At 60.4% G+C, this 24,431-nt stretch carries 30 protein-coding genes and 1 pseudogene; 16 read left to right on the top strand and 15 right to left on the bottom strand.

Going from position 1 to position 24,431, the window contains the following annotated elements:
- Window positions 1-61 precede the first annotated feature (61 nt).
- The 3 genes from ACQKP2_RS22110 to ACQKP2_RS22100 are packed head-to-tail and all read left to right on the top strand — an operon-like array spanning window position 62 to window position 1,100.
- Window positions 62-379, top strand: a complete 318-nt coding sequence (locus tag ACQKP2_RS22110) for a helix-turn-helix domain-containing protein (RefSeq protein ID WP_427579436.1) — start codon at window positions 62-64, stop codon at window positions 377-379.
- Between the two features lie 45 nt (window positions 380-424).
- Window positions 425-787, top strand: coding sequence for a type II toxin-antitoxin system RelE/ParE family toxin (locus ACQKP2_RS22105; protein ID WP_427579434.1), 363 nt, complete (start codon window positions 425-427; stop codon window positions 785-787).
- Window positions 780-1,100, top strand: coding sequence for a helix-turn-helix domain-containing protein (locus tag ACQKP2_RS22100; RefSeq protein ID WP_427579432.1), 321 nt, complete (start codon window positions 780-782; stop codon window positions 1,098-1,100). The genes ACQKP2_RS22105 and ACQKP2_RS22100 overlap by 8 nt, the downstream gene beginning before the upstream one ends.
- Window positions 1,101-1,107: 7 nt before the next feature.
- Here the strand turns inward: ACQKP2_RS22100 and ACQKP2_RS22095 are convergent, their stop codons facing one another.
- On the bottom strand, window positions 1,108-2,625 hold the full coding sequence (locus ACQKP2_RS22095) for an amidase family protein (protein ID WP_427579431.1): 1,518 nt from the start codon (window positions 2,623-2,625) through the stop codon (window positions 1,108-1,110).
- Window positions 2,626-2,755: 130 nt separating this feature from the next.
- Window positions 2,756-3,814 (bottom strand): MBL fold metallo-hydrolase, encoded by a 1,059-nt coding sequence (locus ACQKP2_RS22090; RefSeq protein ID WP_427579430.1) that lies wholly within the window; start codon window positions 3,812-3,814, stop codon window positions 2,756-2,758.
- Between the two features lie 212 nt (window positions 3,815-4,026).
- Here ACQKP2_RS22090 and ACQKP2_RS22085 point away from each other — a divergent pair, with 212 nt between their 5' ends.
- The 3 genes from ACQKP2_RS22085 to ACQKP2_RS22075 all read left to right on the top strand — a co-directional run bounded on the left by ACQKP2_RS22085 (window position 4,027) and on the right by ACQKP2_RS22075 (window position 6,479).
- A complete protein-coding gene (locus ACQKP2_RS22085; protein ID WP_427579428.1) occupies window positions 4,027-4,635 on the top strand; it encodes a TetR/AcrR family transcriptional regulator in 609 nt (202 codons plus the stop codon).
- 157 nt (window positions 4,636-4,792) lie between these two features.
- Window positions 4,793-5,869 (top strand): diguanylate cyclase, encoded by a 1,077-nt coding sequence (locus tag ACQKP2_RS22080; RefSeq protein ID WP_427579426.1) that lies wholly within the window; start codon window positions 4,793-4,795, stop codon window positions 5,867-5,869.
- A 73-nt stretch (window positions 5,870-5,942) separates the two neighbouring features.
- Window positions 5,943-6,479 (top strand): DUF1003 domain-containing protein, encoded by a 537-nt coding sequence (locus ACQKP2_RS22075; RefSeq protein ID WP_427579424.1) that lies wholly within the window; start codon window positions 5,943-5,945, stop codon window positions 6,477-6,479.
- Between the two features lie 6 nt (window positions 6,480-6,485).
- Here ACQKP2_RS22075 and ACQKP2_RS22070 read toward each other — a convergent pair whose 3' ends face one another.
- A complete protein-coding gene (locus tag ACQKP2_RS22070; RefSeq protein WP_427579422.1) occupies window positions 6,486-7,427 on the bottom strand; it encodes a LysR family transcriptional regulator in 942 nt (313 codons plus the stop codon).
- 15 nt (window positions 7,428-7,442) lie between these two features.
- Here ACQKP2_RS22070 and ACQKP2_RS22065 point away from each other — a divergent pair, with 15 nt between their 5' ends.
- Complete coding sequence (locus ACQKP2_RS22065; protein ID WP_427579421.1) at window positions 7,443-8,150, top strand: CTP synthase C-terminal region-related (seleno)protein; 708 nt, start codon at window positions 7,443-7,445, stop codon at window positions 8,148-8,150.
- A complete protein-coding gene (locus tag ACQKP2_RS22060) occupies window positions 8,147-8,470 on the top strand; it encodes an antibiotic biosynthesis monooxygenase family protein (RefSeq protein ID WP_427579420.1) in 324 nt (107 codons plus the stop codon). Before ACQKP2_RS22065 ends, ACQKP2_RS22060 begins: the two co-directional genes overlap by 4 nt.
- A gap of 115 nt (window positions 8,471-8,585) precedes the next feature.
- On the opposite strand, the gene ACQKP2_RS22055 is transcribed toward ACQKP2_RS22060, so the two are convergent.
- The gene (locus tag ACQKP2_RS22055) at window positions 8,586-8,912 is read right to left on the bottom strand and encodes a DUF2025 family protein (protein ID WP_427579419.1); all 327 of its coding nucleotides are present in this window, start codon (window positions 8,910-8,912) and stop codon (window positions 8,586-8,588) included.
- 387 nt (window positions 8,913-9,299) lie between these two features.
- Between ACQKP2_RS22055 and ACQKP2_RS22050 the strand changes: the two genes are divergently transcribed.
- Window positions 9,300-9,608, top strand: coding sequence for a PepSY domain-containing protein (locus tag ACQKP2_RS22050; protein WP_427579417.1), 309 nt, complete (start codon window positions 9,300-9,302; stop codon window positions 9,606-9,608).
- A gap of 62 nt (window positions 9,609-9,670) precedes the next feature.
- On the opposite strand, the gene ACQKP2_RS22045 is transcribed toward ACQKP2_RS22050, so the two are convergent.
- The 3 genes and pseudogenes from ACQKP2_RS22045 to ACQKP2_RS22035 all read right to left on the bottom strand — a co-directional run.
- Complete coding sequence (locus ACQKP2_RS22045) at window positions 9,671-10,105, bottom strand: hypothetical protein (protein WP_427579415.1); 435 nt, start codon at window positions 10,103-10,105, stop codon at window positions 9,671-9,673.
- Between the two features lie 110 nt (window positions 10,106-10,215).
- Window positions 10,216-10,920: a methyl-accepting chemotaxis protein gene (locus tag ACQKP2_RS22040; protein WP_427579449.1), complete on the bottom strand. Its 705-nt coding sequence runs from the start codon at window positions 10,918-10,920 to the stop codon at window positions 10,216-10,218.
- Between the two features lie 228 nt (window positions 10,921-11,148).
- Window positions 11,149-11,259: pseudogene (locus ACQKP2_RS22035) on the bottom strand (hypothetical protein); the annotation flags it as partial.
- Window positions 11,260-12,113: 854 nt separating this feature from the next.
- Here ACQKP2_RS22035 and ACQKP2_RS22030 point away from each other — a divergent pair.
- From ACQKP2_RS22030 to ACQKP2_RS22015, 4 genes are all read left to right on the top strand, one after another.
- Entirely contained in the window at window positions 12,114-13,136 is a 1,023-nt protein-coding gene (locus ACQKP2_RS22030) for a transporter (RefSeq protein WP_427579413.1), read from the top strand.
- A 232-nt stretch (window positions 13,137-13,368) separates the two neighbouring features.
- Window positions 13,369-14,982: an inorganic phosphate transporter gene (locus ACQKP2_RS22025; protein WP_427579412.1), complete on the top strand. Its 1,614-nt coding sequence runs from the start codon at window positions 13,369-13,371 to the stop codon at window positions 14,980-14,982.
- Window positions 14,983-15,192: 210 nt separating this feature from the next.
- Entirely contained in the window at window positions 15,193-16,059 is an 867-nt protein-coding gene (locus ACQKP2_RS22020; RefSeq protein WP_427579411.1) for a hypothetical protein, read from the top strand.
- Window positions 16,056-16,778, top strand: a complete 723-nt coding sequence (locus ACQKP2_RS22015; protein ID WP_427579409.1) for a TylF/MycF/NovP-related O-methyltransferase — start codon at window positions 16,056-16,058, stop codon at window positions 16,776-16,778. Before ACQKP2_RS22020 ends, ACQKP2_RS22015 begins: the two co-directional genes overlap by 4 nt.
- Window positions 16,779-16,881: 103 nt before the next feature.
- Here ACQKP2_RS22015 and ACQKP2_RS22010 read toward each other — a convergent pair whose 3' ends face one another.
- Entirely contained in the window at window positions 16,882-17,310 is a 429-nt protein-coding gene (locus ACQKP2_RS22010) for a multidrug/biocide efflux PACE transporter (RefSeq protein WP_427579408.1), read from the bottom strand.
- Window positions 17,311-17,399: 89 nt separating this feature from the next.
- Here ACQKP2_RS22010 and ACQKP2_RS22005 point away from each other — a divergent pair, with 89 nt between their 5' ends.
- The gene (locus ACQKP2_RS22005) at window positions 17,400-18,254 is read left to right on the top strand and encodes a LysR family transcriptional regulator (protein ID WP_427579407.1); all 855 of its coding nucleotides are present in this window, start codon (window positions 17,400-17,402) and stop codon (window positions 18,252-18,254) included.
- Between the two features lie 106 nt (window positions 18,255-18,360).
- On the opposite strand, the gene ACQKP2_RS22000 is transcribed toward ACQKP2_RS22005, so the two are convergent.
- Window positions 18,361-19,203 (bottom strand): LysR family transcriptional regulator, encoded by an 843-nt coding sequence (locus ACQKP2_RS22000; RefSeq protein WP_427579406.1) that lies wholly within the window; start codon window positions 19,201-19,203, stop codon window positions 18,361-18,363.
- Window positions 19,204-19,314: 111 nt separating this feature from the next.
- Between ACQKP2_RS22000 and ACQKP2_RS21995 the strand changes: the two genes are divergently transcribed.
- A complete protein-coding gene (locus ACQKP2_RS21995; protein ID WP_427579404.1) occupies window positions 19,315-20,040 on the top strand; it encodes an SDR family oxidoreductase in 726 nt (241 codons plus the stop codon).
- 191 nt (window positions 20,041-20,231) lie between these two features.
- On the opposite strand, the gene ACQKP2_RS21990 is transcribed toward ACQKP2_RS21995, so the two are convergent.
- The 6 genes from ACQKP2_RS21990 to ACQKP2_RS21965 form a co-directional block, all read right to left on the bottom strand.
- The gene (locus ACQKP2_RS21990; protein ID WP_427579402.1) at window positions 20,232-21,458 is read right to left on the bottom strand and encodes an RNA polymerase sigma factor; all 1,227 of its coding nucleotides are present in this window, start codon (window positions 21,456-21,458) and stop codon (window positions 20,232-20,234) included.
- A gap of 7 nt (window positions 21,459-21,465) precedes the next feature.
- The gene (locus tag ACQKP2_RS21985; RefSeq protein WP_427579400.1) at window positions 21,466-21,810 is read right to left on the bottom strand and encodes a YciI family protein; all 345 of its coding nucleotides are present in this window, start codon (window positions 21,808-21,810) and stop codon (window positions 21,466-21,468) included.
- A 65-nt stretch (window positions 21,811-21,875) separates the two neighbouring features.
- Window positions 21,876-22,301, bottom strand: coding sequence for a YybH family protein (locus tag ACQKP2_RS21980; protein ID WP_427579399.1), 426 nt, complete (start codon window positions 22,299-22,301; stop codon window positions 21,876-21,878).
- 89 nt (window positions 22,302-22,390) lie between these two features.
- Entirely contained in the window at window positions 22,391-22,885 is a 495-nt protein-coding gene (locus ACQKP2_RS21975) for a GNAT family N-acetyltransferase (protein WP_427579397.1), read from the bottom strand.
- A 98-nt stretch (window positions 22,886-22,983) separates the two neighbouring features.
- Complete coding sequence (locus tag ACQKP2_RS21970) at window positions 22,984-23,469, bottom strand: GyrI-like domain-containing protein (protein ID WP_427579395.1); 486 nt, start codon at window positions 23,467-23,469, stop codon at window positions 22,984-22,986.
- A 67-nt stretch (window positions 23,470-23,536) separates the two neighbouring features.
- Window positions 23,537-24,199, bottom strand: coding sequence for a LysE family translocator (locus ACQKP2_RS21965; protein WP_427579394.1), 663 nt, complete (start codon window positions 24,197-24,199; stop codon window positions 23,537-23,539).
- A 139-nt stretch (window positions 24,200-24,338) separates the two neighbouring features.
- Here ACQKP2_RS21965 and ACQKP2_RS21960 point away from each other — a divergent pair.
- Window positions 24,339-24,431 (top strand): hypothetical protein (locus ACQKP2_RS21960; protein WP_427579448.1); only part of this gene is annotated, 93 nt, incomplete at its 3' end.

Genomic DNA, 24,431 nt, shown 5'->3' with positions numbered 1-24,431 from the left:
CAAAACAACTGTACAAAAACACAGTATATTTTGATCAACACCTTCAAGCCCGGAGAACACCATGGCCTCTCACGCGATGAAAATCACCCTGGAACGTATCGCCCTCTTCCAGTTCACCCCGGCCCATTGCGCCCAGGCCCGCGCAATGCTGGGCTGGAGTGTCGAGCAATTGTCCCGAGAGGCCGGGGTTTCGGTAGAGGCCATTCAGCGTTTCGAAGAGGGGCAAGAGGTGCTGGATGTCACGCGATTGGCGCTGGCGTATCGGCTTGAGTCCGAAGGGTTGGCGTTTTTCCCGGGGTTTGCGCCGGGGCGCGGGATGAATGTGAAAGGGGCGATGCCGAATCCGGTTGGACGGGAGGATTTTGCAAGAGTGGAGTGAGTGAAGTCATCGTTGACGATTATCCCCATATAGGTATATTTTCACATGAGTACAAGGAAGCCACTCCTGTGGGTTTGCAGCAGCAAGAAAGACCTCAAGCAGATGCCCGCAGATGTACAGGATGTTTTTGGCCATGCTCTCGACCTAGCCCAAAGCGGCAAGAAGCATCCTGATGCAAAGCCACTCAAGGGCTTTGGGGGCGCTGGGGTTCTTGAGGTGATTGAGGACTTCAATACAAATACTTACCGCGCTGTTTATGCTGCTCGCCTGGGCAACGCTATCTATGTTCTGCACTGTTTCCAGAAAAAATCGACCACGGGCATCAAAACTGCACTGAGTGATATCGACTTAATCAGGAAAAGGCTACAAGCCGCGCAGGATCACGCGAAAGGATTGAAAAATGGTTGAAATCGAAGAAAGCAGCGGGAACGTCTATGAAGACCTCGGCATACCCCAGTCCAATGAAATGCAAGTCAAATCCCAGTTGGCCGCAAAAATTGGCGAAATCATCAAGTCTCGCCACCTGACCCAGGTTCAGGCGTCTGAAATTCTGGGTCTGTCACAGCCCAAGCTTTCTGAAATGTTGCGCGGCAAGTTTCGAGGGATCAGTGAAGCCAAGATGATGGAGTGTCTGTTGTTACTCGGACGCGACGTGCAGATCGTTGTCAAAACTGCCCCTCGATCACGCAAGGAGGGGCGGCTTGAGGTGGTTTTTGGTTGACGCATGTCTACGGTTTGAAAGCAGGCACCCGTCGCGCCTGTGACGCTTGTTCATACCCGTAAGCCATTGCCAACAATTTGGCCTCGCTCCAACGCGGACCATAGAAGAGTACTGAGGTCGGCACGTCGTCAGCGTCGATGCCTGAAGGCACCATAATGGCCGGGTAGCCTGCCAGCCCGACGACGTTCAAACCGGGGGAGCCGACGTCCAGCACCAGGGCGTCGAGTCGGTGGGTGTTCAGCAGGTCGTCAATGACAGCGGAGTTTTCCTGCTGGATTGTCTGCCACAGCGCATTGTAGGTTCGTTCATCGAATTCAATACGGCTGGCCACGCTCAGAATGCCTTGTCCGTACTGAGCATCACCCGGTGTGTCTTCATTGAAGCGTACGATAGCCTCCAGTGTGGGTGCCGCCAGCGCGGTTCGAGTTGCCAGATAACGAGGCAGGTCGCGCTTGATGCCCATCCACATGGCCTCGTCTACCCGCGACGATAACGGGTCATGCAGTTCCACGGGTATCAACAATGCGCCAATCGCCTGCATGACTTCCAGAGCCTGGGAAAACTGTGGATCGCTTGAGAGCCCTTCAGCACTGTCGGCGAACTTCGTCGGGAACCCGATGCGCCGTCCCACCAATGCGTCCGGCCGCAGTAGCGCGGTGTAGTCCACCTCGATAGAGGGTTTGCGGAGCGGATCAGCCGGATCGCTGCCGCTCATGGCATTGAGCAGCAATGCCGCATCGCGAACGGTGCGGGTCATGGGGCCGGGGGTATCGAGTTTTTGCGTCACGGGAATGATGCCGCTACGACTCAACAAGCCCACCGTGGGTTTGAGGCCGACCACGCCATTGAGCGATGCCGGACAGATGATCGAACCGGAGGTCTCCGTGCCAACCGTCAGCGGCGCGAAGCCGGCCGCGACCGCTGCGCCCGAACCGGCGCTTGAGCCGCAGGGCATTACGCTTAACCGGTGGGGATTTTTGGTCTGCCCGCCTCGCCCGCTCCAGCCCGCGGGTATGGCCGGATCGCGAAAATTGGCCCATTCATCGAGATTGGTTTTTCCCAGAATGATCGCCCCGGCAGCCCTCAGGCGCTGCACGATAAAGGCATCTTGGGCCGCAGGTTGCCCGACCATGGCCAGGGAGCCGGCGCTGGTCTGCATCGAATCGGAGGTGTCGATGTTGTCCTTGAGCAGCACCGGGATGCCATGCAGGGGGCCGCGAACGTGTCCGCCGTGGCGCTCCTGATCCAGGGACCTGGCGATATCGAGTGCATCGGGGTTCAACTCAATGATCGCGTTGATCGCCGGGCCTTGTTTGTCCAGTCGTTCGATGCGTTGCAGCAAATGCCGAACCAGCGCCACGGAACTCAGTTGGCCCTGGTCCATACGCTGGTTGATTTGATCGACACTCAAGTACTCCAGCCTGGTTTCAGGCATGGGTGCCTGTCCATAGGCCGCACCGGTGACCATCGATAACAGGGCAATCCGGGCCAGCCACGTCTTGCAGCCGTTTAACGTTACGTCCATGTAAAAATCCTTCTGACGGATGACGAGTGAACGATCTCACTCGCTGTTCAGCCTACAGAAACGGCCGAACTTATCCGTCGTCACGGATCACCTGCTCGCGCGCGAAAGTTCATCGGCGCCTGTAGCCGCCTTACCCCACGCTCTGTTGATCTTCAAATACCTGCTGCTCGACCTCCAGCCACCAGGCCCCGCCCCGTTGCGGATGCATCAGGTTGAAGGCCTCGCCCATTTGCGGCGTGGTAATCGCCACACTGCGTTCCCAGGCCAGGGCCAGAATACGGTCGAAGGGTTCGTACCAGGCGTGCATCGAAAGGTCGAAGGTGCCGTTGTGGATCGGCAGCAACCAACGGCCCTTGAGATCCAGGTGCGCTTGCAGGGTTTGCTCCGGTTGCATGTGCACATGGGGCCATTCGACGTTGTAGGCGCCGGTTTCCATGAGGGTGAGGTCGAATGGACCGTACTGCTCGCCGATGCGTTTGAAGCCGTCGAAATAACCACTGTCGCCGCTGAAGAAGATGCGCGTGTCACCGTCGATCATCACCCACGACGCCCACAGGGTGCTGTTGCCGTCGAACAGGCCGCGCCCGGAAAAGTGCTGCGACGGCGTGGCGAAGAAACGCAGCCCCTCGACCTCGATGCCTTGCCACCAGTCCAGTTGCCGAACCTTGCCGGCATCGATGCCCCATTTGATCAGGGTGTCGCCGACGCCCAGCGGCGTCAGGAAGTAGCGGGTCTTGTCGGCAAGCTTCAGCACTGCCTGATGATCCAGGTGATCGTAATGGTCGTGGGACAGGATCACCGCTTCAATCGCCGGCAACTGCTCCAGGCTGATGGGCGGTTGGTGGAAACGCTTGGGGCCAGCCCATTGCACGGGTGAAGCACGTTCGGCAAAGACCGGGTCGGTGATCCAGAACTTGCCGCGCAATTTGAGCAACACCGTAGAGTGGCCCAGGCGGTAAACGCTATGGTCGGGGGCGGCAAGCAGCGCCGCTTGCGTCAGGGCTTGTACCGGAACAGGTGCGGTCGGGCGGGTGTCACGCGGCTTGTGGAACATGGCGTTCCACAGGATGCGCAGGGTTTTGCCAAGGCTCAGACGCTGGATCGGCGTGTGGTTCTGGAACTGCCCCTGAGCCTGTTGGGAGGCTTTCGGTGTGCCAGCGTTATCCGCCGGGAAATTTGAATTGGCCATGACTGAATGACTCCAGAAAAACCGCACGTTGACGATTTTCCGCTTGGGACGATGATTGGCCAAGGCACGCACGCATCAGCCGAAACGCTATTTTTTCTGTGCATGATTAACAAAACATTACACTGCACAGTGTAGTTTCAAGGTTGCATCAAAGCCACGCACAAGTAAACTGCCGAGTGTAATTTTCATCTTCTTTCTGCCGAAGCGTATTTATGACAGCTCCACAGCGCCTGACCGACCGTAAACGCGAAGCCATCATTCAGGCGGCGATTACCGAATTCCGTGCCAACGGTTTCGACATCACCAGCATGGACAAGATCGCCGCCACCGCCGGCGTGTCCAAGCGCACCGTGTACAACCACTTCCCGAGCAAGGAAGAGCTGTTCGCCGAAATCCTCAATCAATTATGGGTTCGGGTGACGGCAGAACAGGAAACCTCCTACCGCCCAGACCGGCCATTACGCGACCAGTTGCGTGTGTTGCTGATGACCAAACTGCAGATGTTGAGCGACGAGAACTTGCTCGACCTGGCGCGGGTGGCCATTGCGGCAACGATTCACTCACCGGAACGTGCGCAGGACATGGTGGCCCGCATGGGCGAGCGCGAAGAAGGACTGACCATTTGGATTCGTGCCGCGCAGGCCGATGGTCGACTGAAAGCCGTGCCACCGGAATTCGCCGCGCTGCAGATCCACGGCCTGCTCAAGTCCTTTGCCTTCTGGCCGCAGATTTCCATGGGCAAGCCAAGCTTGTCAGTCGAGGAACAAATCACGGTGGCGGAATCCGCACTGGACATGTTCCTGGCCTGCTACCAGCTCTAGATCAAGTGCTTGCGCCCCCCCGTCCGCGATTAAATGGCTTCGAAGGACACTGATCATTCCTGCTGGAATAAATGACAATGTGCGCCGTTTTTACCCATCAACGGTTACTCTGATCCTTTCAGCAATGTGTTTCAGAATGAATCTGGCGCAGGACATTATGGATAAACAACACGGCAAGGGTCTGTCATTTGCCAGACGCATCTACATGCCCAGGGCCATTGGCCTGGGCATCGGCAGCATCAGCGTCGCTGCCGCGCTGTACCCGTTGCAACCGCCGACCTGGATCTGGGTGTTGTTGGTGCTCAACGGTTGGGTCTGGCCGCACCTGGCCTATCAACTGTCGAGTCGTTCGGCCTATCCCTACAAGGCCGAACGCCGCAACATGATTTACGACTCGCTGTGCGGCGGCTTCTGGGTCGCGACATTTCAGTTCAATCCACTGACCACCGTGACCATCCTGTCGATGATGGCGATGAACAACGTCGCCGCCGGCGGCCTGCGCATGTTCATGCTGGGTAGCGCCAGCCAGGCGGCAGGCATCCTTTTGGCCTGGTTGCTGTTCGGCGCGCATTTCTCACTGTCGACCACGCAATTGCAGGTGTGGGCATGTTTGCCGATGCTGACGCTCTACCCGTTGGCGCTGGGCATGGTCTGCTACCAACTGGCGATCAAATTGTCGGAGCACAAACGCACCTTGAGCGCCTTGAGCCGCACCGACAGCCTGACCGGGCTGCTCAATCACGGGGCGTGGAAGGAATTGCTGCAGCTCAAGTTTCGCGAGTGCAGCAAGCACCATGAACCTGCCGTGATCGCGCTGATCGACATCGACCACTTCAAGGTCATCAACGACACCTACGGCCACATTTTCGGCGACACGGTGTTGCGCCAGTTGAGCGTGGAACTCAAGTGCAACCTGCGTGAAAGCGATCTGGCCGGCCGTTACGGGGGTGACGAGTTTTGTGTGATTCTGCCCAACATGTCATTGATAGACGCCCGCAACACCATGGACCGCTTGCGCAACGTCATGCAGCAATACCGCCATCGGCAAGTGCCCGAGCTGCGAGTCAGCCTGAGCATCGGACTGGCGGCTTATCAACCGTCGTTTGACGATGCAACTGCCTGGTTCGATGACGCCGACAAAGCCCTGTACACGGCAAAAAACACCGGTCGCAACAAGGTCAGTGTCGCGGCGAACGACAGCGGCTTCGCAACGTCGCAGGCGGTGGTGGATTAATTCGGCGAACGCGCTGTTTGAAGGATGCCGGGGCTATAGTGAAAACCCGCCCCGGCAACCCGCAGAGAACACCATGACCACCACACCCGGCGACACCAGCGTCCCACCTGTCGATCACCTGAGGTTCCATCGCCCCCACGCACACCTGGGGCCGACATTCGGCAATGACAAGTTTGCGCTGCGCGCCGAGGCGTTTGCGCGGTTCTTCGGTACGCCGACGTTCCTGGGGGCGCAGACACTGATCGTAGTGGCCTGGGTTTGCCTGAACATGTCCGGCCTCACCCACTTCGACGTCTATCCCTTCATCCTGCTGAATCTGGCGTTCAGCCTGCAATCAGCCTACGCCGCGCCCTTGATTCTGTTGGCCCAGACCCGTCAGGCAGCGCGGGACAAGGCGCAGTCCGAAGCCGATGCACAGCACCGCGAAGCACTGGCCATCGCCAACACTGAACGGCAGGCGCAAGCCGCGCAGAACACCGCGCAACTGCTCGAACTGCTTGAGCAAAACACCCGTCTCACGGAAATGACCAAGACCCTGACCGAGCGGATCGAAAACCTGACCAGCGAAATGCATCAGCACTTCGTGCGCAAAGACGTGCCGAAAACCTGACCGGCCTTACGACAGCTTCAGCGCCCGCCCCAACTCGTCGAACAGCGTGACCACCGAACGCAAGGCGCGGCAGTCCGGGCGGGTCAGCAGCCATAGCGCCGTGTCGTAGCCCTGCAACGGCTCGCTGATCGGCTGCAATCCTTCTGCGATCAAAAAGTCCGGCAACGCGGCGACCCCAAGACCTGCCCGTACCAGCTCGGTGACCGACAGCATGCTGTTGCAGCGATAACCCGGCGATACCCCGGGCAATGCCTGGCGACGCCAGGCCACCGTGGGGTGATCGGGAAGAAAGTCGTCCGGGGCGATCCAGGTCAATGCTGCCAGGTCCCGAGTATCGACCGATTGCAGGTACTGCGCACTGGCGCATACCCGATAGGCAATATCCGCCAGACGCCGCCCCACCAGATGCTCCGGTGGCGTGCGGGTCAGGCGCAAGGCGATGTCGGCGTCGCGACGGCTGAGGTTGGCAAAGTCGTTGGAGGTACTGAGTTCGATCGTCAGCGCCGGATAGTTCGGCATGAACCGCGCCAGCGCCGGCAATAGCAAACCTTGCAGGACCGAATCGGTGCAGGTCAGGCGCACGGTGCCGCTGATCACTTCGCCGCCCTGCTCCACGCCGATACGCGCCGCCTCCAAGGCCTGTTCGGCCCGTTCCGCCTGTTCGGCCAGCGCTTGCGCCAGTGTCGTGGGCAGGTAGCCGGCGCGGCTTTTTTCGAACAGTTGCCGGCCCAGCGCGCCTTCCAGTCGGCGCACGGCGCGAAACACCGTCGACACGTCCACCTTCATCAACGCCGAAGCCCGGGCCAGAGAGCCGCCGCGCACCAGCGCGAGAATCAGGGCCAGGTCCGAATAGTCCAATCGATAGTGCGCAGGTGCATTGATCACTTGGGAAAACGCCAATGTTGAGTGCGTGAACGCCAATCTATAGTGGGCCAGAGCAATCAACAAGCGCCGAGGCCTCACATGGAAAACCACGTCATCCGCATCGCCCTGGTCGGCGACTACGATCCACAAGTCACTGCCCACCAGGCCATCCCCGTGGCCCTGGGTCTGGCCGCCGAACACAGTGGATGGGACGTTCAGGGACACTGGCTGGCCACCGACAGCCTGCATGCCGACACGCCACTCGACGGGTTCGACGGATTCTGGTGCGTACCGGCCAGCCCCTATCGCAGCATGGACGGCGCGTTGCGCGCGATTCGCTTTGCCCGCGAACGACAGCGCCCTTTCCTCGGTACCTGCGGCGGTTTTCAGCATGCGGTGCTGGAATATGCGCGCACTGTGCTCGGCTGGGCGGATGCCGAACACGCAGAGGTTTCACCGGATACCACCCGGGCCTTGTTGACGCCACTGGCCTGTTCGCTGGTGGAGGCCATCGATAGCATTCATCTGGTTGATGGTTCGTTGATCGCCAAGGCGTACGAAACATCTGAAATTCGCGAAGGCTATCGCTGCCGCTACGGGGTGAATCCCGAGTTCGAGCAGGCGTTGCTCCAGTACGACCTGCACCGTGTCGGCGAGGATTCGGCGCAGGGCTTGCGGGCGGTCGAGCTCAATGGGCACCCGTTTTACGTCGCCACCCTGTTTCAGCCGGAGCGCGCGGCCCTCAAGGGCAACCTGCCGCCACTGGTACGCGCACTGATTGCCGCATGCGTGGAGCAACGCTCATGATCGCCTCGACCCCACCGGCACCGTACTACGCGGTGATCTTCACCTCGCTGCGCACTGAGGGTGACCAAGGCTACGCCGAAGCCGCCGCACGCATGGTGGAACTGGCGCGCGAACAGCCGGGGTTTCTCGGCGTGGAGTCGGCGCGGGGCGATGACGGGTTGGGGATTACCGTGTCGTACTGGGCCAGCGAGGCGGCGATTGTGGCGTGGAAACAGCATCCCGAACATGCCGCGATTCGTGAACGCGGGCGCTCGACCTGGTATGCGCGGTGTCATACACGGGTGTGTCGGGTGGAGCGCGATTATGGGTTCAGTCAGTAAATGATGTGTTGTTCTTGAGGTCGTCATCGCGAGCAGGCTCGCTCCCACAGGTGGCAGTGCTTTCTGTGGGAGCGAGCCTGCTCGCGATGAGGCCGGCACAGTCAACACAAAACCATCATCCCGACACCAAACGCCGCACCGCCGAAATCTCCGGCACATCCCGTCGATTCATGTACACCCGCAACGGTTCGGTGATGTTGATCCGCGCATCGATGTTCTGATCCATCAGCAACTGGATCAATTCGCGCTTGAGGATCATGGTGCCCTCGGCTCCAGGACCCCAGACGAATTCGCTGGCCGCCATGATGCCGTCGTCGGCCACGTCCATTCCGAAGGAGTCCTCGCTGAAGCGGACGATGTAGTGGCCGGTCTTGCGGTTGAGGCCAACGAAGCCCTTGAGTTGGTCGGCAGCCTGGCAGATGAGCTGGGAAGTGATGCGCATGGTCCCCCCGTAATACGACCGATGATCGATGGTTTACACGCAGGGTTGGCGCTTCCCTCTGTCGGGGGAAGTTGCGGGGGCCAGCGTACTGTAAACAGGCGTGCAAAAACGCTGACGAGGGTCAATCTCGAGTGGGGTGTCTGGTTCGCGGGCAAGGCTCGCTCCTACGGGGTACGCGTATCTCTTGTAGGAGCGAGGCTTGCCCGCGAACCAGGCGCCGTGGTGTACCTGGCAGAATCGCGTGATCGTTCTTCGCCGGCAAGCCTGGCTCCTACAACGAACACCGCAGCACGGCAACACGGCAACACGGCCATGGTGATTTAAGGGTGGATTAAGTTGCCCCGACTAATCTGGTTGCACTTGAACAACTCGACCAAGGAAACCCGGATGAAAACCCTGACCGCCCTGTTCGCCATCGCCACCCTGACACTCACCGCAGGCCTGGCTCAGGCCAAGGATGTACCCGTCGACCAGATCCCTCAGTTGGTCAAGGATGGCAAGATCAAGCCGCTGGAGGAGCTGAACCAGATCGTGCTGAAGCTGCATCCCGGCGCCACCATTACCGACAGCGACCTGGACAAGCACTCCGAGATTTACGAGTACGAAGTCGAATTGCGCGACGCCAGCAACGTTGAATGGGACGTGGATTTGAATGCCGCCACCGGCGAAGTCCTGAAGAACAAAAAAGACCACTGATACACAGCACACAAAGCCGCACGACTGTAAGGTCGTGCGGCTTTGTGCGTTTGGACGATTGATCAGGCCGACGTGCTGACCAGCGACCCCGACGTGCTGCCGCCCTCATCCTGCAATGCCTGCAACAGCGATGCCGTGGCTGTCTGCAACGAGGCGGACGTCGCCGATATCTGCGATTGAGCCGCCGCCACATCGGCCGCTTTGGCGTCGGCGCTTTCCTGTTTGGACTGGGCCGCTTGCAATTGCTGTTGTTCTTCCTGCAACTGCTTTTGCAGCTCGGCGATCTGCTTGCGCAGTTCTTTCACCGCATCGGATTCGCTGCTGCTGGAACTGCTGTCACCCGAGGCCGGTGCGCCGCCGGAGGCTGCCTTGGTGCTGTCTGTCGATGCCGTCGCGGTAGCTGCCACGGCGGTGTCTTCGGTGCCCGAGGCGCTGGTCGAGGCGAGCGAAGTGCTCGACTGGGGCTGAGTGATGGAAACGGAGCTGATACTGATCATCGGGGTTATCCACTGTAGTTCGGCGTAACCCCATCATCGACACAGGCTGCGCGCATTTGAGATTGACTGTGTACCGACTCGGTAAGCGAGCCGGTACACAGCCCAATGCATCAGGCGCTCAGGCGTGCCGTCACTTCGTTCAACTCCCCTGACAAACCGTGCAGGTTATTGCTCGCCGCTTCAGTGCGCTGCACGTTGTCCAGGTTGGTACTGGCGATGCTGGTGATTTCGGTGAGGTTGCGCGAAATATCCTCGGCCACCGAGGTCTGCTCTTCGGCCGCCGTGGCGATCTGGCGGTTCATGTCGCGAATGGATTCCACGGCCAGGGTGATGCGTTCGAGCATGGCACCGGCCTCGGTCACTTGCCGAACGCTTTCTTCACTGCGCGACTGACCGCTTTCAATCGCCTGGGCCGCGTCCACCGCGCCGGTCTGCACCGTCTGGATGATCTGGTTGATCTCGATGATCGACGCCGCCGTGCGCTGCGCCAGGCTGCGCACTTCATCGGCGACCACGGCAAAACCGCGCCCGGCTTCACCGGCGCGGGCGGCCTCGATGGCGGCATTGAGCGCCAGCAGATTGGTCTGCTCGGCGATGCCGCGGATCACTTCCAGCACCTTGCCGATGCGGCCGCTGTCGGTTTCCAGCTGACGAATCACCGTGGCGGTGTTGGCGATTTCGCCGCGCATTTGCGTGATGGTGTGAATGGTGCCCTGCATGACTTTCTCGCCCTGCTGCGCCGATTGATCGGCATCGTCGGCGGCACGCGCCGCATCGGCAGCGTGGCGGGCGACTTCCTGGGCAGTGGCGGACATTTCGTTCATCGCCGTGGCGACCTGATCGGTGCGGTCGAACTGATCGCTGGTCCCCGAGGCCATCAGGGTCGCAATCGAATTCAACTCGCCGCTGGCGCTGTCCAGATCCGAGGCGCTGCGCTGCAGGCGATTGAAGGTTTCAGCGAGAAAATCGCGCAGGGTATTGGCAGCCATCGCCAGTTTGCCCAGCTCATCCTGACGGCCGCTGGCCACACGCTCGGCAAACTTGCCCTCGCTGAGCTGCGCCACATATTCAATCAGCTTGCGAATCGGCTCGACCAGGTTGCGGTTGACCAGCCACAGGCTCAACAGGCCGATCAACAACCCCGAGGCCAGCATCACGATGATCCCCAGCATCACCGTTTGCCCGGCACTGGCGCTGATCAACTTCGATTGCTCGACACCCTGCTTGCGCAACTCGCCGACCAGTTCGCTCATCTGGTCGCTGGTGGCGCGGTCCACGCCTTTGACCGCGGCGTCGCCCGCTGTCGGGTCGGCGCCCGCCGCCAGATAGGCATCGCGGCCTTTCTGGTAAGCGGCGCCCAGCTGACGATGCTCATCGCGCAGGCGCTCGATGCGGGCCTTGAGTGACGGCTCGATTCCCTGTTGACCGGCCAGCTCACCGAGGATGCCCTGCACATCACGCTGGCGGTCTTCGAACTGCTTCCAGTACTTGTCCAGATCCGCCGGCTGCTTGCCGCGCAGCAGGACGTTTTTCCACTCCTGCACCTGCACCTTGAATTGCAGGTTGGCTTCGTCGATCAACTGCGAGGTGTGCAGGGGGCCTTCGATCAGGTTGGCGTAGTTCTGCACGCCGCCGGAGAGAAAGTGAAAGCAGGCCAGGGCAATCAACAGCATCGCCAGCAGGCTGCCGCTCAACAAGGCGAGAATTTGCGCTCTCAAGGACTTTTGCAAAAACATCGGAAGGTACTCATGACAGGAATGAGGCACGCCCATCGAGGCGTGATTGGTGTCCGGACATCCCTGTCGTCAACGTTGGCTTGTGGCCAGCGGCGCGCAACTTAACCCATGCGTAATCGGCGTGCCAGAGCGGTTCTTGAGGAAAATCCGACCGCCGGTAGATGGCCATTTGCATTCATTTTTCTGTCACAAAAACATCATCCTTTCTTGCGAAGATGCGGCTCACGTGAACCTGTGAAACCTGCAACAGGCGTCTCCCCTTGCGAGCACTCATGAACCACAGCCTCGATCAAACTCATCGCGATACGGATCTGTTCGGCCTGCTCTACGGTTTCAGTTTTCGCCCCGGCGAGCGCGGACGAGAGATCGACTCGGCCATGGCGTTGCGGTGCCTGCAACAACCGCAGGACAGTGACGAATTCCTCTGGCTGCACCTCAACCTTGCCCATGCCGCGTGCGAGCGCTGGATGAAAAGCCATCTGGATTTGCCCGATGAGTTTTTCGAAGCCCTGCACGAAGGCTCGCGGTCGACCCGTATCGAACATGTCGATTCGGCGCTGCTGGCGGTGGTCAACGATGTGGTGTTCAACCTCAGCAGCATGGTGTCCTCGGATGTCTCGACGCTTTGGGTTTGCGTGCGCAGTAAGCTGATCATCAGCGCGCGCCTGCAACCGCTGCACTCGGTGGACAAGCTGCGTTCCTCGGTGAAGGCCGGCGAACGCTTTCGCTCGCCACTGGAATTGCTGGTGCACCTGCTGCGCGATCAGGGCGAGGTACTGACGCAGATCGTGCGCAAGACCAGCCTGAGCGTCGACCAGGTCGAAGACGAGTTACTGTCCTCGCGGCTGTCGACCAACCGGGCCGAACTGGGCGCCAACCGCCGAGTCCTGGTGCGCCTGCAACGCCTGCTGGCACTGGAGCCGGGATCCTTGCTGCGACTGCTCAACCGCCCGCCGCCCTGGTTGCAGAAAGAAGACGTCAAGGAGCTGCGCAAATCCACCGAGGAGTTCGCGCTGATCATCAACGACCTGACGGCACTGGGTGAACGGATCAAGTTGTTGCAGGAAGAAATCGCCGCCAACCTCAACGAGCAAAGCAACCGCACGCTGTTCACCCTGACCGTGGTCACGGTGCTGGCCTTGCCGATCAACATCATTGCCGGTTTTTTCGGCATGAACGTCGGCGGCGTACCGCTTGCCCAGGACCCGGAAGGTTTCTGGATCCTGGTGGCGCTGGTCGCGACCTTCACCCTGATTGCCGGACGCTGGGCGTTTCGCAAACGCCGTGATTACTGAAAACCACCCCCGTCCGTAGGAGCGAGGCTTGCCCGCGAAGGCGTCGGCACATTTAACATTGATGTGCCAGATAAGCCGCCTTCGCGGGCAAGCCTCGCTCCTACAAAAATGTGTGGGTGTTATTGCGATCGGCGGTAACGGAAAAAAACCAAAGGCTGATCCAGAGCAGTCTGCCTGTAATAATTAGCAACGATTATCACGAATACTCCTTCCCTCCACAGGAATGTCCGTGATGGCTACGCCCTCCTTTTCCACTGCCCAGGCGCCCGTCGGCAGTGGTCAACCGCAACTCGATAAAAAGCCCGGCCTGATTACTCTCGTGGTGTTTTTCGCGGTACTGGCCCTGGGGCTGTTGTTCACCGCCTACAGCCTGATGCACGACATGACCGAACTCGGCACGGTGGTGACCACCTGGACGCCATTCCTGTTGTTGGGTGTGGCGTTGCTGATTGCCCTGGGTTTCGAGTTCGTCAACGGTTTCCACGACACGGCCAACGCCGTGGCCACGGTGATCTACACCCACTCGCTGCCACCGAACTTCGCCGTGGTCTGGTCGGGGCTCTTCAACTTCCTGGGCGTGCTGCTGTCCAGCGGCGCGGTGGCCTTCGGCATCATCGCGTTGTTGCCGGTGGAGCTGATCCTGCAAGTGGGCTCATCCGCCGGTTTTGCCATGATCTTCGCCTTGCTGATCGCGGCGATCCTGTGGAACCTCGGCACCTGGTGGCTGGGCCTGCCCGCCTCCTCGTCCCACACCCTGATCGGTTCGATCATCGGCGTCGGCGTGGCCAACGCCTTGATGCACGGGCGCGACGGCACCAGCGGTGTGGACTGGGCGCAGGCGACCAAGGTCGGCTATGCATTGCTGCTCTCGCCGCTGGTCGGTTTCGGCTGTGCCGCGCTGTTGCTGCTGGCCCTGCGTGCCTTCGTGAAAAACCGCGAACTGTACAAGGAGCCGAAGGGCAACACGCCGCCGCCCTGGTGGATTCGCGGCATGTTGATCCTGACCTGCACCGGCGTGTCCTTCGCCCATGGCTCCAACGACGGTCAGAAAGGCATGGGCCTGATCATGCTGATCCTGGTCGGCACCCTGCCGATGGCATATGCCTTGAACCGCACCATGCCTGCCGACCAGGCGCTGCAGTTCGCGGCGGTGGCGCAAGTGACTCAACAAGCGCTGGTCAAAAGCGCTCCGCTACCGGCCCCTGCCGATCCGCGCCCGGTGCTGTCCGAATACGTACGCAGCAAGGAAGCCACACCGCAACTGGTGCCTGCGCTGGCCGCGCTGACCGGCAGCATCGGCACCCAGGTCCAGAGTTATGGTTCGCTGTCCAAAGTCCCGGCCGAAGCGGTGGGCAACGTGCGTAACGACATGTACCTGACCAGCGAAACCATTCGCCTGATGGACAAGAACAAGGTGGGCAACTTCGACGCCGACACCAGTCAGAAGCTGCAACTGTTCAAGCAGCAGATCGACAGCTCCACGCGCTTCATTCCGCTGTGGGTGAAGATCGCGGTGGCCATCGCCCTGGGCCTGGGCACCATGGTCGGCTGGAAGCGCATTGTGGTGACGGTCGGCGAAAAGATCGGCAAGACCCACCTGACCTACGCCCAGGGCGCTTCGGCGGAGACCGTGGCCATGCTCACCATCGGTGCCGCCGACATGTTCGGTTTGCCGGTGTCGACCACCCACGTACTGTCCTCGGGCGTGGCCGGGACCATGGTCGCCAACGGCGGTGGTTTGCAGATGAAGACCATCCGCAACCTGCTGATGGCCTGGGTGTTGACCTTGCCGGCGGCGATTGTGCTGTCGGGCAGCTTGTACTGGTTGTTCACGCAGTTGTTCTGAATCAAGTAGCGAACCCAGGGTCGCAGCCCGGCTTCGAAGTACAGGATCCCGGCGGGTTTTCCCGCCGGGATTTTTTTCGTCCAGCGGCACGGCATTTGCTCACAAACCCGAGAGCATGCGTTTTATTGACGCGCCGCACGTCCAGCAGCACTTCAGTTTGCTAACGTCTGGCCGACTCTTAAAAGACTCGATGTATTCAGGAGTGGAACCGTGAATCTGTACATCAATCAGCTGCAACAAAAAGCTGACTTCAAAGAAGCCATCTACGCCGGCGACATTTTCCTGAACACCCAACTGCGCGCCGCCAAAGAGCTGTGCACATTTGCCCAGGAAAGCATCACCGCCGCCTTCGACGGCGAAACCAATCACCAGGCGCTGCACACGCTGATGCCGGTGGAAGAATTCGTGGTACTGGTGACGCGCCTCAAGGGCCAGTTCACCAATAGTCAACGTGTGAAGGATTTGATCCTGTCGTTTATCGACGAGATCGGCGTCGACCCGCGCGAGTACATTTTCGACGTGCCACGCATTCGCGTCGTGCCCAACTATGACTACCTGCACGCCGGTGTCAGCTATGCCTACAAGCCGCATCGCGACACCTGGTACGGCAGCGTCGATTGCCAGATCAACACCTGGATGCCGGTGCATACCATCAGCCCCGACCAGACCATGATGATCAACGCCGCGTACTTCGATGTGCCGGTGAAGAACACCTCCAGCCAATGGAGCCTCAACGACTGGATCAACAATCAGCGCCACCGTGCCAAGGACAACCTCAAGGAGGAAGTTCGCGTGCACCCGGTGCCGCTGGAAGAGATCAACTCGGCGTCTGAAGTGCGCATCGCCGGCAACACCGGTGAGATGCTGATTTTCTCCGGCTCGCACTTGCATGGCACTGTCGCCAACCACACCAATAACACCCGCTTCAGCGTGGACTTCCGCCTGATGCACCTCGATGACCTCAAGCACAACCGTGGCGCGATCAACGTCGACAGCGCCTGCCCGGACGTCGGCGCAGGCTTCAAAGACTATTTCCACGCCCATGACTTTTCGAACTTCCAAGGAATCGCCCAATGACCAAGCGTCGCATCACGCCCGCCGAGGCCCAGTACAACGAAACCCGTAGCGGCGTCCTGAAACGGGTCGATGCCGAGTACGTCGCCGACGCACCGTTCGTCTTCGCCAACCGCATCGGCGTGACCGCCGCGCTGTCGCGCATGGAGTTGTTCAAGAAGGTTGCCGAAGTTCCGGGCGCCATCATTGAATGCGGCGTGTACAAGGGCAACTCGCTGATGCTGTACATGCACTTGTCGATGATTCTCGAGCCCTACGCGATCAACCGTTCGATCGTCGGTTTCGACACCTTCGAAGGCTTCCAGAGCATCGACAAGAAAGAAGACCCGTCGGACGTCAACGAGACCATGTTCTCCGACACCGATCAGTCGCTGATCCAGGACATGATCGACGCCAACGACCTGCTGCGTCCGGTCAACCGCATCCCGCGTTGCGAGCTGGTCAAGGGCGACATCGTCAAGACCGTACCGGAGTGGGTCAAGACCCGTCCTGACCTGGTCGTGGCCATGCTGATCCTCGACACCGACCTGTACGAGTCGACCAAAGTCGCGCTGGAAACCTTCCTGCCGTACATGCCAAAAGGCGCAATCGTGGTGCTGGACGAAGTCGCCTACCGCAACTTCCCGGGCGAGACCAAGGCCCTGCGTGAAGTGCTGGACCTGAACAAAATCGAACTCAAGCGTTTGCCGTTTGATTCGTGCGTGGGCTACTTCCACGTTTAACAACAGTCCCCGTAGGAGCGAGGCTCGCCCGCGAAGACGTCAGCACATTCAGCATCAATGTGTCAGACAAACCGCCTTCGCGGGCAAGCCTCGCTCCTACGAGTCATACGCTCTGGAAGATGAAACGCTCGCGCACCACGTCGTACGTCCAGTGATAGATGTAGGTGTATGGCAGGAAAAACAGCAGCACGCCGATATCCATCAAAAATGCCTGCCACAGGCTGATGCTCAGCCACCAGGCGATCAGCGGCACACCCAGGGCGACCAGCCCGCCTTCGAACAGCAACGCATGCACCACGCGAACCCAAGGGGTATGCGCGATGGCGAAGCGTTTTAGCTCCCGATCGAAAAAGCCGTTGAACACCACGTTCCAGGCCAGCGCCAGGGCCGCGAGGACCAGGGTGACCACGCCCATGTCCAGCAACGGTTTGCCCATGATCCAGGCCAGCAACGGGGTACAGATCAGGATGGCCAGCAGCTCGAAACCAATGGCCTGGAAAATGCGTTCGGTAATGGATTTGTTGGCGCTCATGGCCTGACTCCTTGAGTGACAGTGGTTGCCATGGTCCGCTATCGCTCCGATACTTCATAACCAATAACCATCGATCAAGGCGATAGTTCATGGCCTCTCATGAAGTCCTGCTGGCCTTTGTCCAGGCCGCGACACAAGGTTCGTTTTCCGCTGCTGCGCGCAAACTGGGGCGCAGCCAGTCGACCATCAGTGCGGCGGTGGCCAGCCTGGAAATCGATCTGAACCTTGAACTGTTCGACCGCCGCAGCCGTAAACCCACGCTGACACCGGCCGGGCATGTGATGCTGCAACGGGCCGAAGACATCCTGGCGGCCACCAGTCGCCTGGAGATGACCGCCAGCCAACTGTCCCAGGGGGTCGAGGCGAAACTGACCGTGGCCCTTTCCGATACGTACCAGTCCGACCGCTTCGAAGCCTCGCTCAGTGCCTTCGAGCAGCGCTATCCGGACCTTGAACTCGAATGCCTGATCGCCGAATGCGATGACCTGGTCAACCTGGTGCAAAGCGGCCGGGCCCAGCTGGCTTTTGCAGAGATGCAGGACAGCTATCCGCCGGACCTGGTCAATTCAACGGTGGATGAACGCACGGAAATCGCCCTGTTCGTGTCCCCAGGGCACCCCCTGGCCACCCTTGAACACATCGATCAGGACGTATTGCAACAGCACCGCGAACTGCGCCTGGCAACCATCGTCAATCCTTATGAAAGCCGCGCCCGGGGCCGCGTCTGGTCGGCCCCCAGTTACCTGATGCTGCTGGAAATGGCCCAGGGCGGTTTCGGTTGGGCGCCATTGCCGCGCTGGCTGGTGGCGCGTTTCGGTCCCGGCACCTTGCAGGAGCTGCAAGTGCGCGGCTGGCCGAAAACGGTGTCGGTGGATGCGCTGTGGTCGCGGCTCAATCCGCCGGGGCCGGCGGGGAGCTGGTTGTTGGCCAAGATGCTGGAATAGTGGTGGGATTGTTCGCGGGCAAGCCTCGCTCCTACAGGTAACGTGCAAACCCTGTGGGAGCGAGCCTGCTCGCGATGGGGCCAGTAAAGGCAACCAAGAAATCTGATCACTCCACTTCAATCTGAATCGGCCGATTCGTCCGGAAGTACTCATGCAACCCGCGCAACGCCGGCAACTCCAGTGCCTGCGCGGCGTAGCACAAGCCGACCCGACGTGTCGGCGTCGGCAGGTGCATGGCGCGGGTCGCCACCCGTGCATGGCCTGCGACCAGCGACTGCGGCAACACCGCCACACCGATCCCCGCCGCGACCATTTGCAATGCCTGCTTCAATGAGCCGGCATGCCCGGCGACCGAGTCCGGCGAGCTTCCGTACAAGGCCATCAAGCGTTGGTGCGAAGGATGTTGCGCGCAGGTGATCCAGTCACTGACCGGCACCCAGGGTTGCGCGCTTGTGCTGCCGGCCATGGGGTGGTCGACAGGCAGCGCCATGACGTATGACTCCTCCCACAGCGGCAGGAACAGTTCGTCCTCGCAGCACAGCTCCTCCACCGCCAGGCGACCGTCGCCCTGACAGCCCTCTGCAAGGGTCAGCAGCAGGTGCGGCAACGCCAGACGCGCCATGCGCAAAAAAGCTTCGATATGGCTGTCGGCGATATCGCCTTCGATACCCAACGTCAGCGTTGTTCGGTTTTCCTCAACGCGGAACATCCGGCCCAGGGCCTGTGCATCCGCGACCATGCGCCGTGCCTGCGGATACAACACGCGCGCTTGTTCGCTGACCTCGACACCCCGGGGCTGACGTACGAACAGGGTGGCGCCCAATTCTTCTTCGAGCTGCCTGATCGTCACCGACAAGGTCGGCTGGCTGATGAACAACCGTTGCGCCGCCAGGGTGATGTTGCGCTCCTCGAACACCGCAAGAAAGGCTTTGAGGTGACGAATATCCATAGACAGTTCCGATAGCAGACAGAGGAATAAGGCATTTTTCAGGCATCAACGCGCTCAATATACTGCGGAACACACCAAGCCATTTGTTTTTCTTATTTCAGGAGTCCACCCATGGGCAAGCCATTGATCATCATCACCGGGGCCAGTTCGGGCATTGGCGAAGCGGCCGCCCGCCTGTTGAGCGCCGCCGGTCACCCGTTGCTGTTGCTGGCACGACGCGTCGAGCGACTTGAAGCCCTGGCGCTGCCCAATAGCCTGAGCCGCCAAGTCGACATCACCGACCGTGCCGCTTTGCTCGCCGCCGTTGCCGAGGCCGAAGCGCAATTCGGCCCGGCCGATGCCTTGATCAACAACGCCGGGGTGATGCTGTTGGGCGAGATGAGCAAGCAGGATCCCGAGCAGTGGGACCGTATGCTCGACGTCAACGTCAAAGGTTTGCTCAACGGTGTGCATGCGGTGGTGGCCGGGATGGTGGAGCGCAAGCACGGCACGATCATCAATGTCAGTTCGGTGGCCGGGCGCAAGGCTTTCCCCAATCATGTGGCCTACGTCGGCACCAAGTTCGCCGTGCACGGCCTCTCGGAGAACCTGCGCGAAGAACTGTCACCGCACAATGTGCGCGTGATCACCATTGCCCCCGGAGCTGTGGAAACCGAATTGCTGAGCGACACCACCGACGAGGCGATCAAAACCGGCTATCAAGCCTGGAAACAGGACATGGGCGGAACAGTACTGAGTGCCGAGGACGTGGCATCGGCAATCGCCTATGCCTATCAGCAACCGCAGCATGTGTGCATTCGCGAGATCGTGCTGGCGGCTACCCGGCAGCAGGCTTGATAGAAAAGGTCCTGCGGACCTTATCGCGAGCAGGCTCGCTCCCACAGGGATAGCGCCGTACCGGTGGGAGCGAGCCTGCTCGCGATGAGGCCAGCACATTCAACATAGATGGAGGCTGACACTGCACCTTCGCGGGCAAGTCGGATCGCCGCACCGCTCGCTCCTACAGCGAAGAGGCCCGTGAGAACACCTCACCCCAAAGCCTTGATTCGGCCCTCGATAAACCGCCGCTCCGGCTCTTGCCGGGTCAGCTCAAGCGCCCGCTCATACGCCTGGCGCGCCTCGTCCACGCGTCCCAACTGCCGGCAAAACTCGGCCCGTGCCGAATGTGCCAGGTGGTAATCGTGCAACTCGCCGCGCGCCAGGATCGCATCGACCCGCGTCAGTCCCGCCAGTGGTCCGTCACGTTTCGATAACGCTGCCGCCAGGTTCAGCTCGATCACCGGCGATGGCACGGCGCGCAGCAACACGTCGTACAGCCCGACGATTTGCACCCAATCGGTTTCATCCACCGACGGCGCCTCGGCATGCACGGCCGCAATCGCCGCTTGCAGGCAGTACGGGCCGAAGCGCTGAGTGCCCAGCGCCCGCTCCACCAGCGCACAGCCTTCGTCGATCAGTTCGCGATTCCACGACGATCGATCCTGCTCGTCCAGCAAGATCAGCTCACCGTTTGCACGGGTCCTGGCGGTGCGCCGCGACTCGTGCAACAGCATCAACGCCAGCAGCCCCATGACCTCGGGTTCCGGCAACAACTCCATCAGCAACCGGCCCAGGCGAATCGCTTCGCGGGTCAGGTCTTCGCGGGTCACTTGCGCACCGACAGAGGCCGAATAGCCTTCGTTGAACACCAGGTAAATCACCCGCAGCACGCTGTCGAGGCGCTCGGGCAATTCGGCCAGGGAGGGCACCTGGTAGGGAATTTTCGCATCGCGGATTTTCGCCTTGGCGCGCACGATGCGCTGGGCGATGGTGGCCGGTGCCGAGAGAAAGGCCCGGGCGATTTCTTCCGTGGTCAGGTCGCAGACTTCGCGCAGGGTCAAGGGCACCTGCGCATCCGCCGCCAATGCCGGGTGACAACAGGTGAAGATCAGGCGCAGGCGATCGTCTTCCACGTCTTCGGCGCTCCAGTCGGCTTGCTCAAGCGCCTCCAGTTGCGCGATCAACAGCGGTCGTGAAGCGGCGAAGCGGGCGCGCCGCCGCAACACATCGATCGCCTTGAAACGCCCGGTGGACACCAGCCAGGCCCGCGGATTGTCCGGCACGCCGTCCAGTTGCCAGCGTTGGACGGCGACAAAAAACGCCTCATGCAAGGCTTCTTCGGCGAGATCGAAGTCGCCGAGCAGGCGGATCAGTGTCGCCAGGATCCGGCGCGACTCCTGGCGATAGACCTGCTCGACTTGCGCCTTGATCGACACTGGCACCTCAAGGATTCAGCTGACGAACAGGGCGCACTTCGACACACCCGACCCGGGCTGCCGGAATGTCGCCGGCGACCTGGATGGCTTCGTTCAGATCCTTGGCATCGATCAGGTAGAAGCCGGCCAACTGCTCCTTGGTTTCGGCGAACGGGCCATCGGTGATCGACAGCTTGCCGTTGCGCATGCGCACCGTGGTGGCGGTCTGCACCGACTCCAGTGCTTCGGCGGCAACCATCCGGCCACTGCCCTGGACCGACTCGGCATACGCCATGCACTCCGCATCCTCCGGGCTTTCGGGCAGCGAATGCAGCAGGCGCTCATCGCTGTAGACCAGGCATAAGTACTTCATCACGCTCTCCTTTTCGAACCATCATCTAGGGCTGCTGATCGGATCGCCGATCAACAAACCGTCGATCAGGGTTTGAGATCGAACAGGGTTGCACCGCTGGTCATGTCGAACGGTGCCGACCAGTGCTCGTGAGCGATCAGCCACTGCCCGCCCACCTGCCTGTAGCAGGCGCTGACGCGCATCCAGCAGGCCTGGGTTTCACCCTTCTCGTTGGTACCGCCGCAATGGGCCAGCCAGTGGGCGAAGGCGATTTCCTGGGACGTTTCGATGGTCAATTCGTGGAACTCGAAAATGTGCGGGCCGGGGCACATTTTCATGCATTCCTCCCAGTGCGCGCGGTACGCCGCCTTGCCTTTGAATTGCAGCGCCTTGACCGCGTCGAAGGAAACGACGTCATCGGCATACAGCGCCATGACGTCGTCCACGTTCTTGGCCATGACGGCCTGACGATAGTTCTGGATCAGGTTGTGGATCTGTTCTTGCGAGCTCATGGTGGTTCTCCGTGTTTTCGTTGTGAAGACACCCCTAGTCGTGTGGCGATCCGCTGAATCGACAGGTGAACCAAAAATAATCCGGATACTCAGCCCTGAAGGTCCAGCACCATCTCATGCCACGCCATGCCGCCATGGTCGGACGCCGACGGCTTGATGTAGGCAAAGCCGAATCCTGCGTATAGCGGAATGTGCCGCTCTTTGCACATCAGATGGATCGTCGCCTTGCCCATGCCGCGCATACGCTCGATGAATTCACTCATCAGGCGCTTGGCCAGGCCCTGCCCCTGAAAATCCGGATGCACCACCACGGACATGATCACCACGTGCGGGCCGTCCGGATCGTGGCCGATCAGCTCCTTAAACGCTTCGTCCGACATTTCCACCTGAAATGCCGCGCCGGAATTGATGAACCCGGCGACCACGCCCTCCACTTCGGCGACGATGAATCCCGCCGGCCAGGTGGCGATGCGGGTGGCGATTTTTTCCCGGGTCGCGGCTTCGTCGCCTTCGTAGGCGAGGGTCTCGATGGCGTAGCAGCGGTCCAGATCGGCAGGTGTGACGTTACGGATGACGGTGTTCATGGCAGCTCGAAATCGGCGAGGGAAAGGCCGGGAATCATAAATCAGCCACTGCGCCACATCGAGAGACGAATCCTGCGATTCGCCTCTCGTCGGGCTTGTCAGTCCTTGATCGGCAGCCAGATCTCCAGTCTGCAAAAGCGCGGGTCCGGGTTGAAGTCTTTGCCATAGCGCTCGAACTCCGGGGCATTGATGGGTTCATGCCCGGATTGCGGCAGCAAGATGTCGAAGATCCGGTGAAAGGTCTGCGGCAGTGACTGCAGCGAGCCCTTGTGCTCGAACACGGCGTATTTCTGCGGCTGCACTTCTACCCAGCGGTATTGCTCCGGCAAATCATCCAGTTTGCTGATCTCGACACCGGCGATGTAATCGAAGCCGCCCTTGCCGTCGAAATTGCAGCACACACCGTAGGTGTATTCGCCTTTTTGCCCCGGTACCTTGCCGATGTGCGGTTGGAATTTTTCCCAGAGATCGGGAATACCTGATACCGATTGCCGGGTAAATCGTCCGCCAAGCCCTGCGATCAGCAGGAAGTGTTCCTTTTCAATGCGTGGTCCCGTCACTTCGGCGCGTGTTGGCTCATCCATGGCTCGACTCCTGGAAGGAAAAAGTGGGTTCGGCTGGGAGTATAGAGGCCAAACCCGATTCGCCCAGTTACAGCGCGTGCAACTGCTCGACGGCAGCGGCACCGACAAACTCGTTATAGCCAGATAGGATCACGTACACCGCGAAATAGCAGAAGATCGCCGCCGATGCCATGTAGGAGTAGCGCAACAGCTTGTCACCGAGCAACTTGCCGCCATGGCTCGCCGCAAAGCACAGGCCGGCCGACCACAGCAGCCCGGCACAAAGGAAACCGCCGAGGAACAGCGCCGAACTGAGTGGCCCACCGCCACCTGAGCGGGCAATCAGGGTGCCGCCAACCGCGGCGAACCACAGAATCGCACTGGGCGACGACATGGCCAGGAAAATCCCGCGGAAAAACTCCTTGCGATGGGAGTTGTGGCCGACTTCGGCCGTCTCGGCCAGGAGTGCTTCGTGGTGGATGGCCGAATGGATCATCTTCGCCGCGAAATACACCAGCAGCGCCGAACCGCCGATCCACAGGACCCAGCGCACGGTTTCGTATTGCAGCAGAACGGTCATGCCCGCCAGCGCCAGCACGGCATAGATCAGATCGCCGACGCAGGTGCCCAAGCCCAGGGCGAAGCCCTGGAAATAGCCGCGTTGCATCGCCAGCGTAATCATCGCGATGTTGGCCACGCCGATATCCAGGCACAGCGAGAGGCTCAGCAAGAAGCCGCTGGTAAATTCCATCGAACCCTATCCTTCGGAAAAATTTGTTTACATCGAGGCTGGACAGTCTGCCACAGCTGCCCGTACATTCCGCCACAGGTCACCGCAGTGACCAGCGTCGCTCGGACGGTTCCGGGCGCTTACGTTATCCGAGGCAACAATGGCCGAACAAGGTTCGCCGCGCCGCTTTGCGCGCATAGATCGACTCCCCCCGTACGTTTTCAACATCACCGCCGAGCTGAAGATGGCCGCC

The organism is Pseudomonas sp. NPDC089569, from assembly GCF_050280625.1.
Classification (GTDB): Bacteria; Pseudomonadota; Gammaproteobacteria; order Pseudomonadales; family Pseudomonadaceae; genus Aquipseudomonas.
The sequence above is the reverse complement of the archived record's forward strand: the minus strand, read 5'-3'. Positions and strand labels throughout refer to the sequence as shown.

What these genes read in the sequence shown, in the direction of transcription:
- ACQKP2_RS21965 (WP_427579394.1), bottom strand. Translation starts at nt 24,199, where the DNA reads ATGGAATTTACCAGCGGCTTCTTGCTGAGCCTCTCGCTGTGCCTGGAT.
- ACQKP2_RS21995 (WP_427579404.1), top strand. Translation starts at nt 19,315, where the DNA reads ATGGGCAAGCCATTGATCATCATCACCGGGGCCAGTTCGGGCATTGGC.
- ACQKP2_RS22110 (WP_427579436.1), top strand. Translation starts at nt 62, where the DNA reads ATGGCCTCTCACGCGATGAAAATCACCCTGGAACGTATCGCCCTCTTC.
- ACQKP2_RS21985 (WP_427579400.1), bottom strand. Translation starts at nt 21,810, where the DNA reads ATGAAGTACTTATGCCTGGTCTACAGCGATGAGCGCCTGCTGCATTCG.
- ACQKP2_RS22005 (WP_427579407.1), top strand. Translation starts at nt 17,400, where the DNA reads ATGGCCTCTCATGAAGTCCTGCTGGCCTTTGTCCAGGCCGCGACACAA.
- ACQKP2_RS22045 (WP_427579415.1), bottom strand. Translation starts at nt 10,105, where the DNA reads ATGATCAGTATCAGCTCCGTTTCCATCACTCAGCCCCAGTCGAGCACT.
- ACQKP2_RS22040 (WP_427579449.1), bottom strand. Translation starts at nt 10,920, where the DNA reads ATGTCCGCCACTGCCCAGGAAGTCGCCCGCCACGCTGCCGATGCGGCG.
- ACQKP2_RS22090 (WP_427579430.1), bottom strand. Translation starts at nt 3,814, where the DNA reads ATGGCCAATTCAAATTTCCCGGCGGATAACGCTGGCACACCGAAAGCC.
- ACQKP2_RS22095 (WP_427579431.1), bottom strand. Translation starts at nt 2,625, where the DNA reads ATGGACGTAACGTTAAACGGCTGCAAGACGTGGCTGGCCCGGATTGCC.
- ACQKP2_RS22030 (WP_427579413.1), top strand. Translation starts at nt 12,114, where the DNA reads ATGAACCACAGCCTCGATCAAACTCATCGCGATACGGATCTGTTCGGC.
- ACQKP2_RS22085 (WP_427579428.1), top strand. Translation starts at nt 4,027, where the DNA reads ATGACAGCTCCACAGCGCCTGACCGACCGTAAACGCGAAGCCATCATT.
- ACQKP2_RS22015 (WP_427579409.1), top strand. Translation starts at nt 16,056, where the DNA reads ATGACCAAGCGTCGCATCACGCCCGCCGAGGCCCAGTACAACGAAACC.
- ACQKP2_RS22055 (WP_427579419.1), bottom strand. Translation starts at nt 8,912, where the DNA reads ATGCGCATCACTTCCCAGCTCATCTGCCAGGCTGCCGACCAACTCAAG.
- ACQKP2_RS22065 (WP_427579421.1), top strand. Translation starts at nt 7,443, where the DNA reads ATGGAAAACCACGTCATCCGCATCGCCCTGGTCGGCGACTACGATCCA.
- ACQKP2_RS22100 (WP_427579432.1), top strand. Translation starts at nt 780, where the DNA reads ATGGTTGAAATCGAAGAAAGCAGCGGGAACGTCTATGAAGACCTCGGC.
- ACQKP2_RS22080 (WP_427579426.1), top strand. Translation starts at nt 4,793, where the DNA reads ATGGATAAACAACACGGCAAGGGTCTGTCATTTGCCAGACGCATCTAC.
- ACQKP2_RS21975 (WP_427579397.1), bottom strand. Translation starts at nt 22,885, where the DNA reads ATGAACACCGTCATCCGTAACGTCACACCTGCCGATCTGGACCGCTGC.
- ACQKP2_RS22050 (WP_427579417.1), top strand. Translation starts at nt 9,300, where the DNA reads ATGAAAACCCTGACCGCCCTGTTCGCCATCGCCACCCTGACACTCACC.
- ACQKP2_RS22105 (WP_427579434.1), top strand. Translation starts at nt 425, where the DNA reads ATGAGTACAAGGAAGCCACTCCTGTGGGTTTGCAGCAGCAAGAAAGAC.
- ACQKP2_RS22025 (WP_427579412.1), top strand. Translation starts at nt 13,369, where the DNA reads ATGGCTACGCCCTCCTTTTCCACTGCCCAGGCGCCCGTCGGCAGTGGT.
- ACQKP2_RS22000 (WP_427579406.1), bottom strand. Translation starts at nt 19,203, where the DNA reads ATGGATATTCGTCACCTCAAAGCCTTTCTTGCGGTGTTCGAGGAGCGC.
- ACQKP2_RS22010 (WP_427579408.1), bottom strand. Translation starts at nt 17,310, where the DNA reads ATGAGCGCCAACAAATCCATTACCGAACGCATTTTCCAGGCCATTGGT.
- ACQKP2_RS22075 (WP_427579424.1), top strand. Translation starts at nt 5,943, where the DNA reads ATGACCACCACACCCGGCGACACCAGCGTCCCACCTGTCGATCACCTG.
- ACQKP2_RS21980 (WP_427579399.1), bottom strand. Translation starts at nt 22,301, where the DNA reads ATGAGCTCGCAAGAACAGATCCACAACCTGATCCAGAACTATCGTCAG.
- ACQKP2_RS22060 (WP_427579420.1), top strand. Translation starts at nt 8,147, where the DNA reads ATGATCGCCTCGACCCCACCGGCACCGTACTACGCGGTGATCTTCACC.
- ACQKP2_RS21970 (WP_427579395.1), bottom strand. Translation starts at nt 23,469, where the DNA reads ATGGATGAGCCAACACGCGCCGAAGTGACGGGACCACGCATTGAAAAG.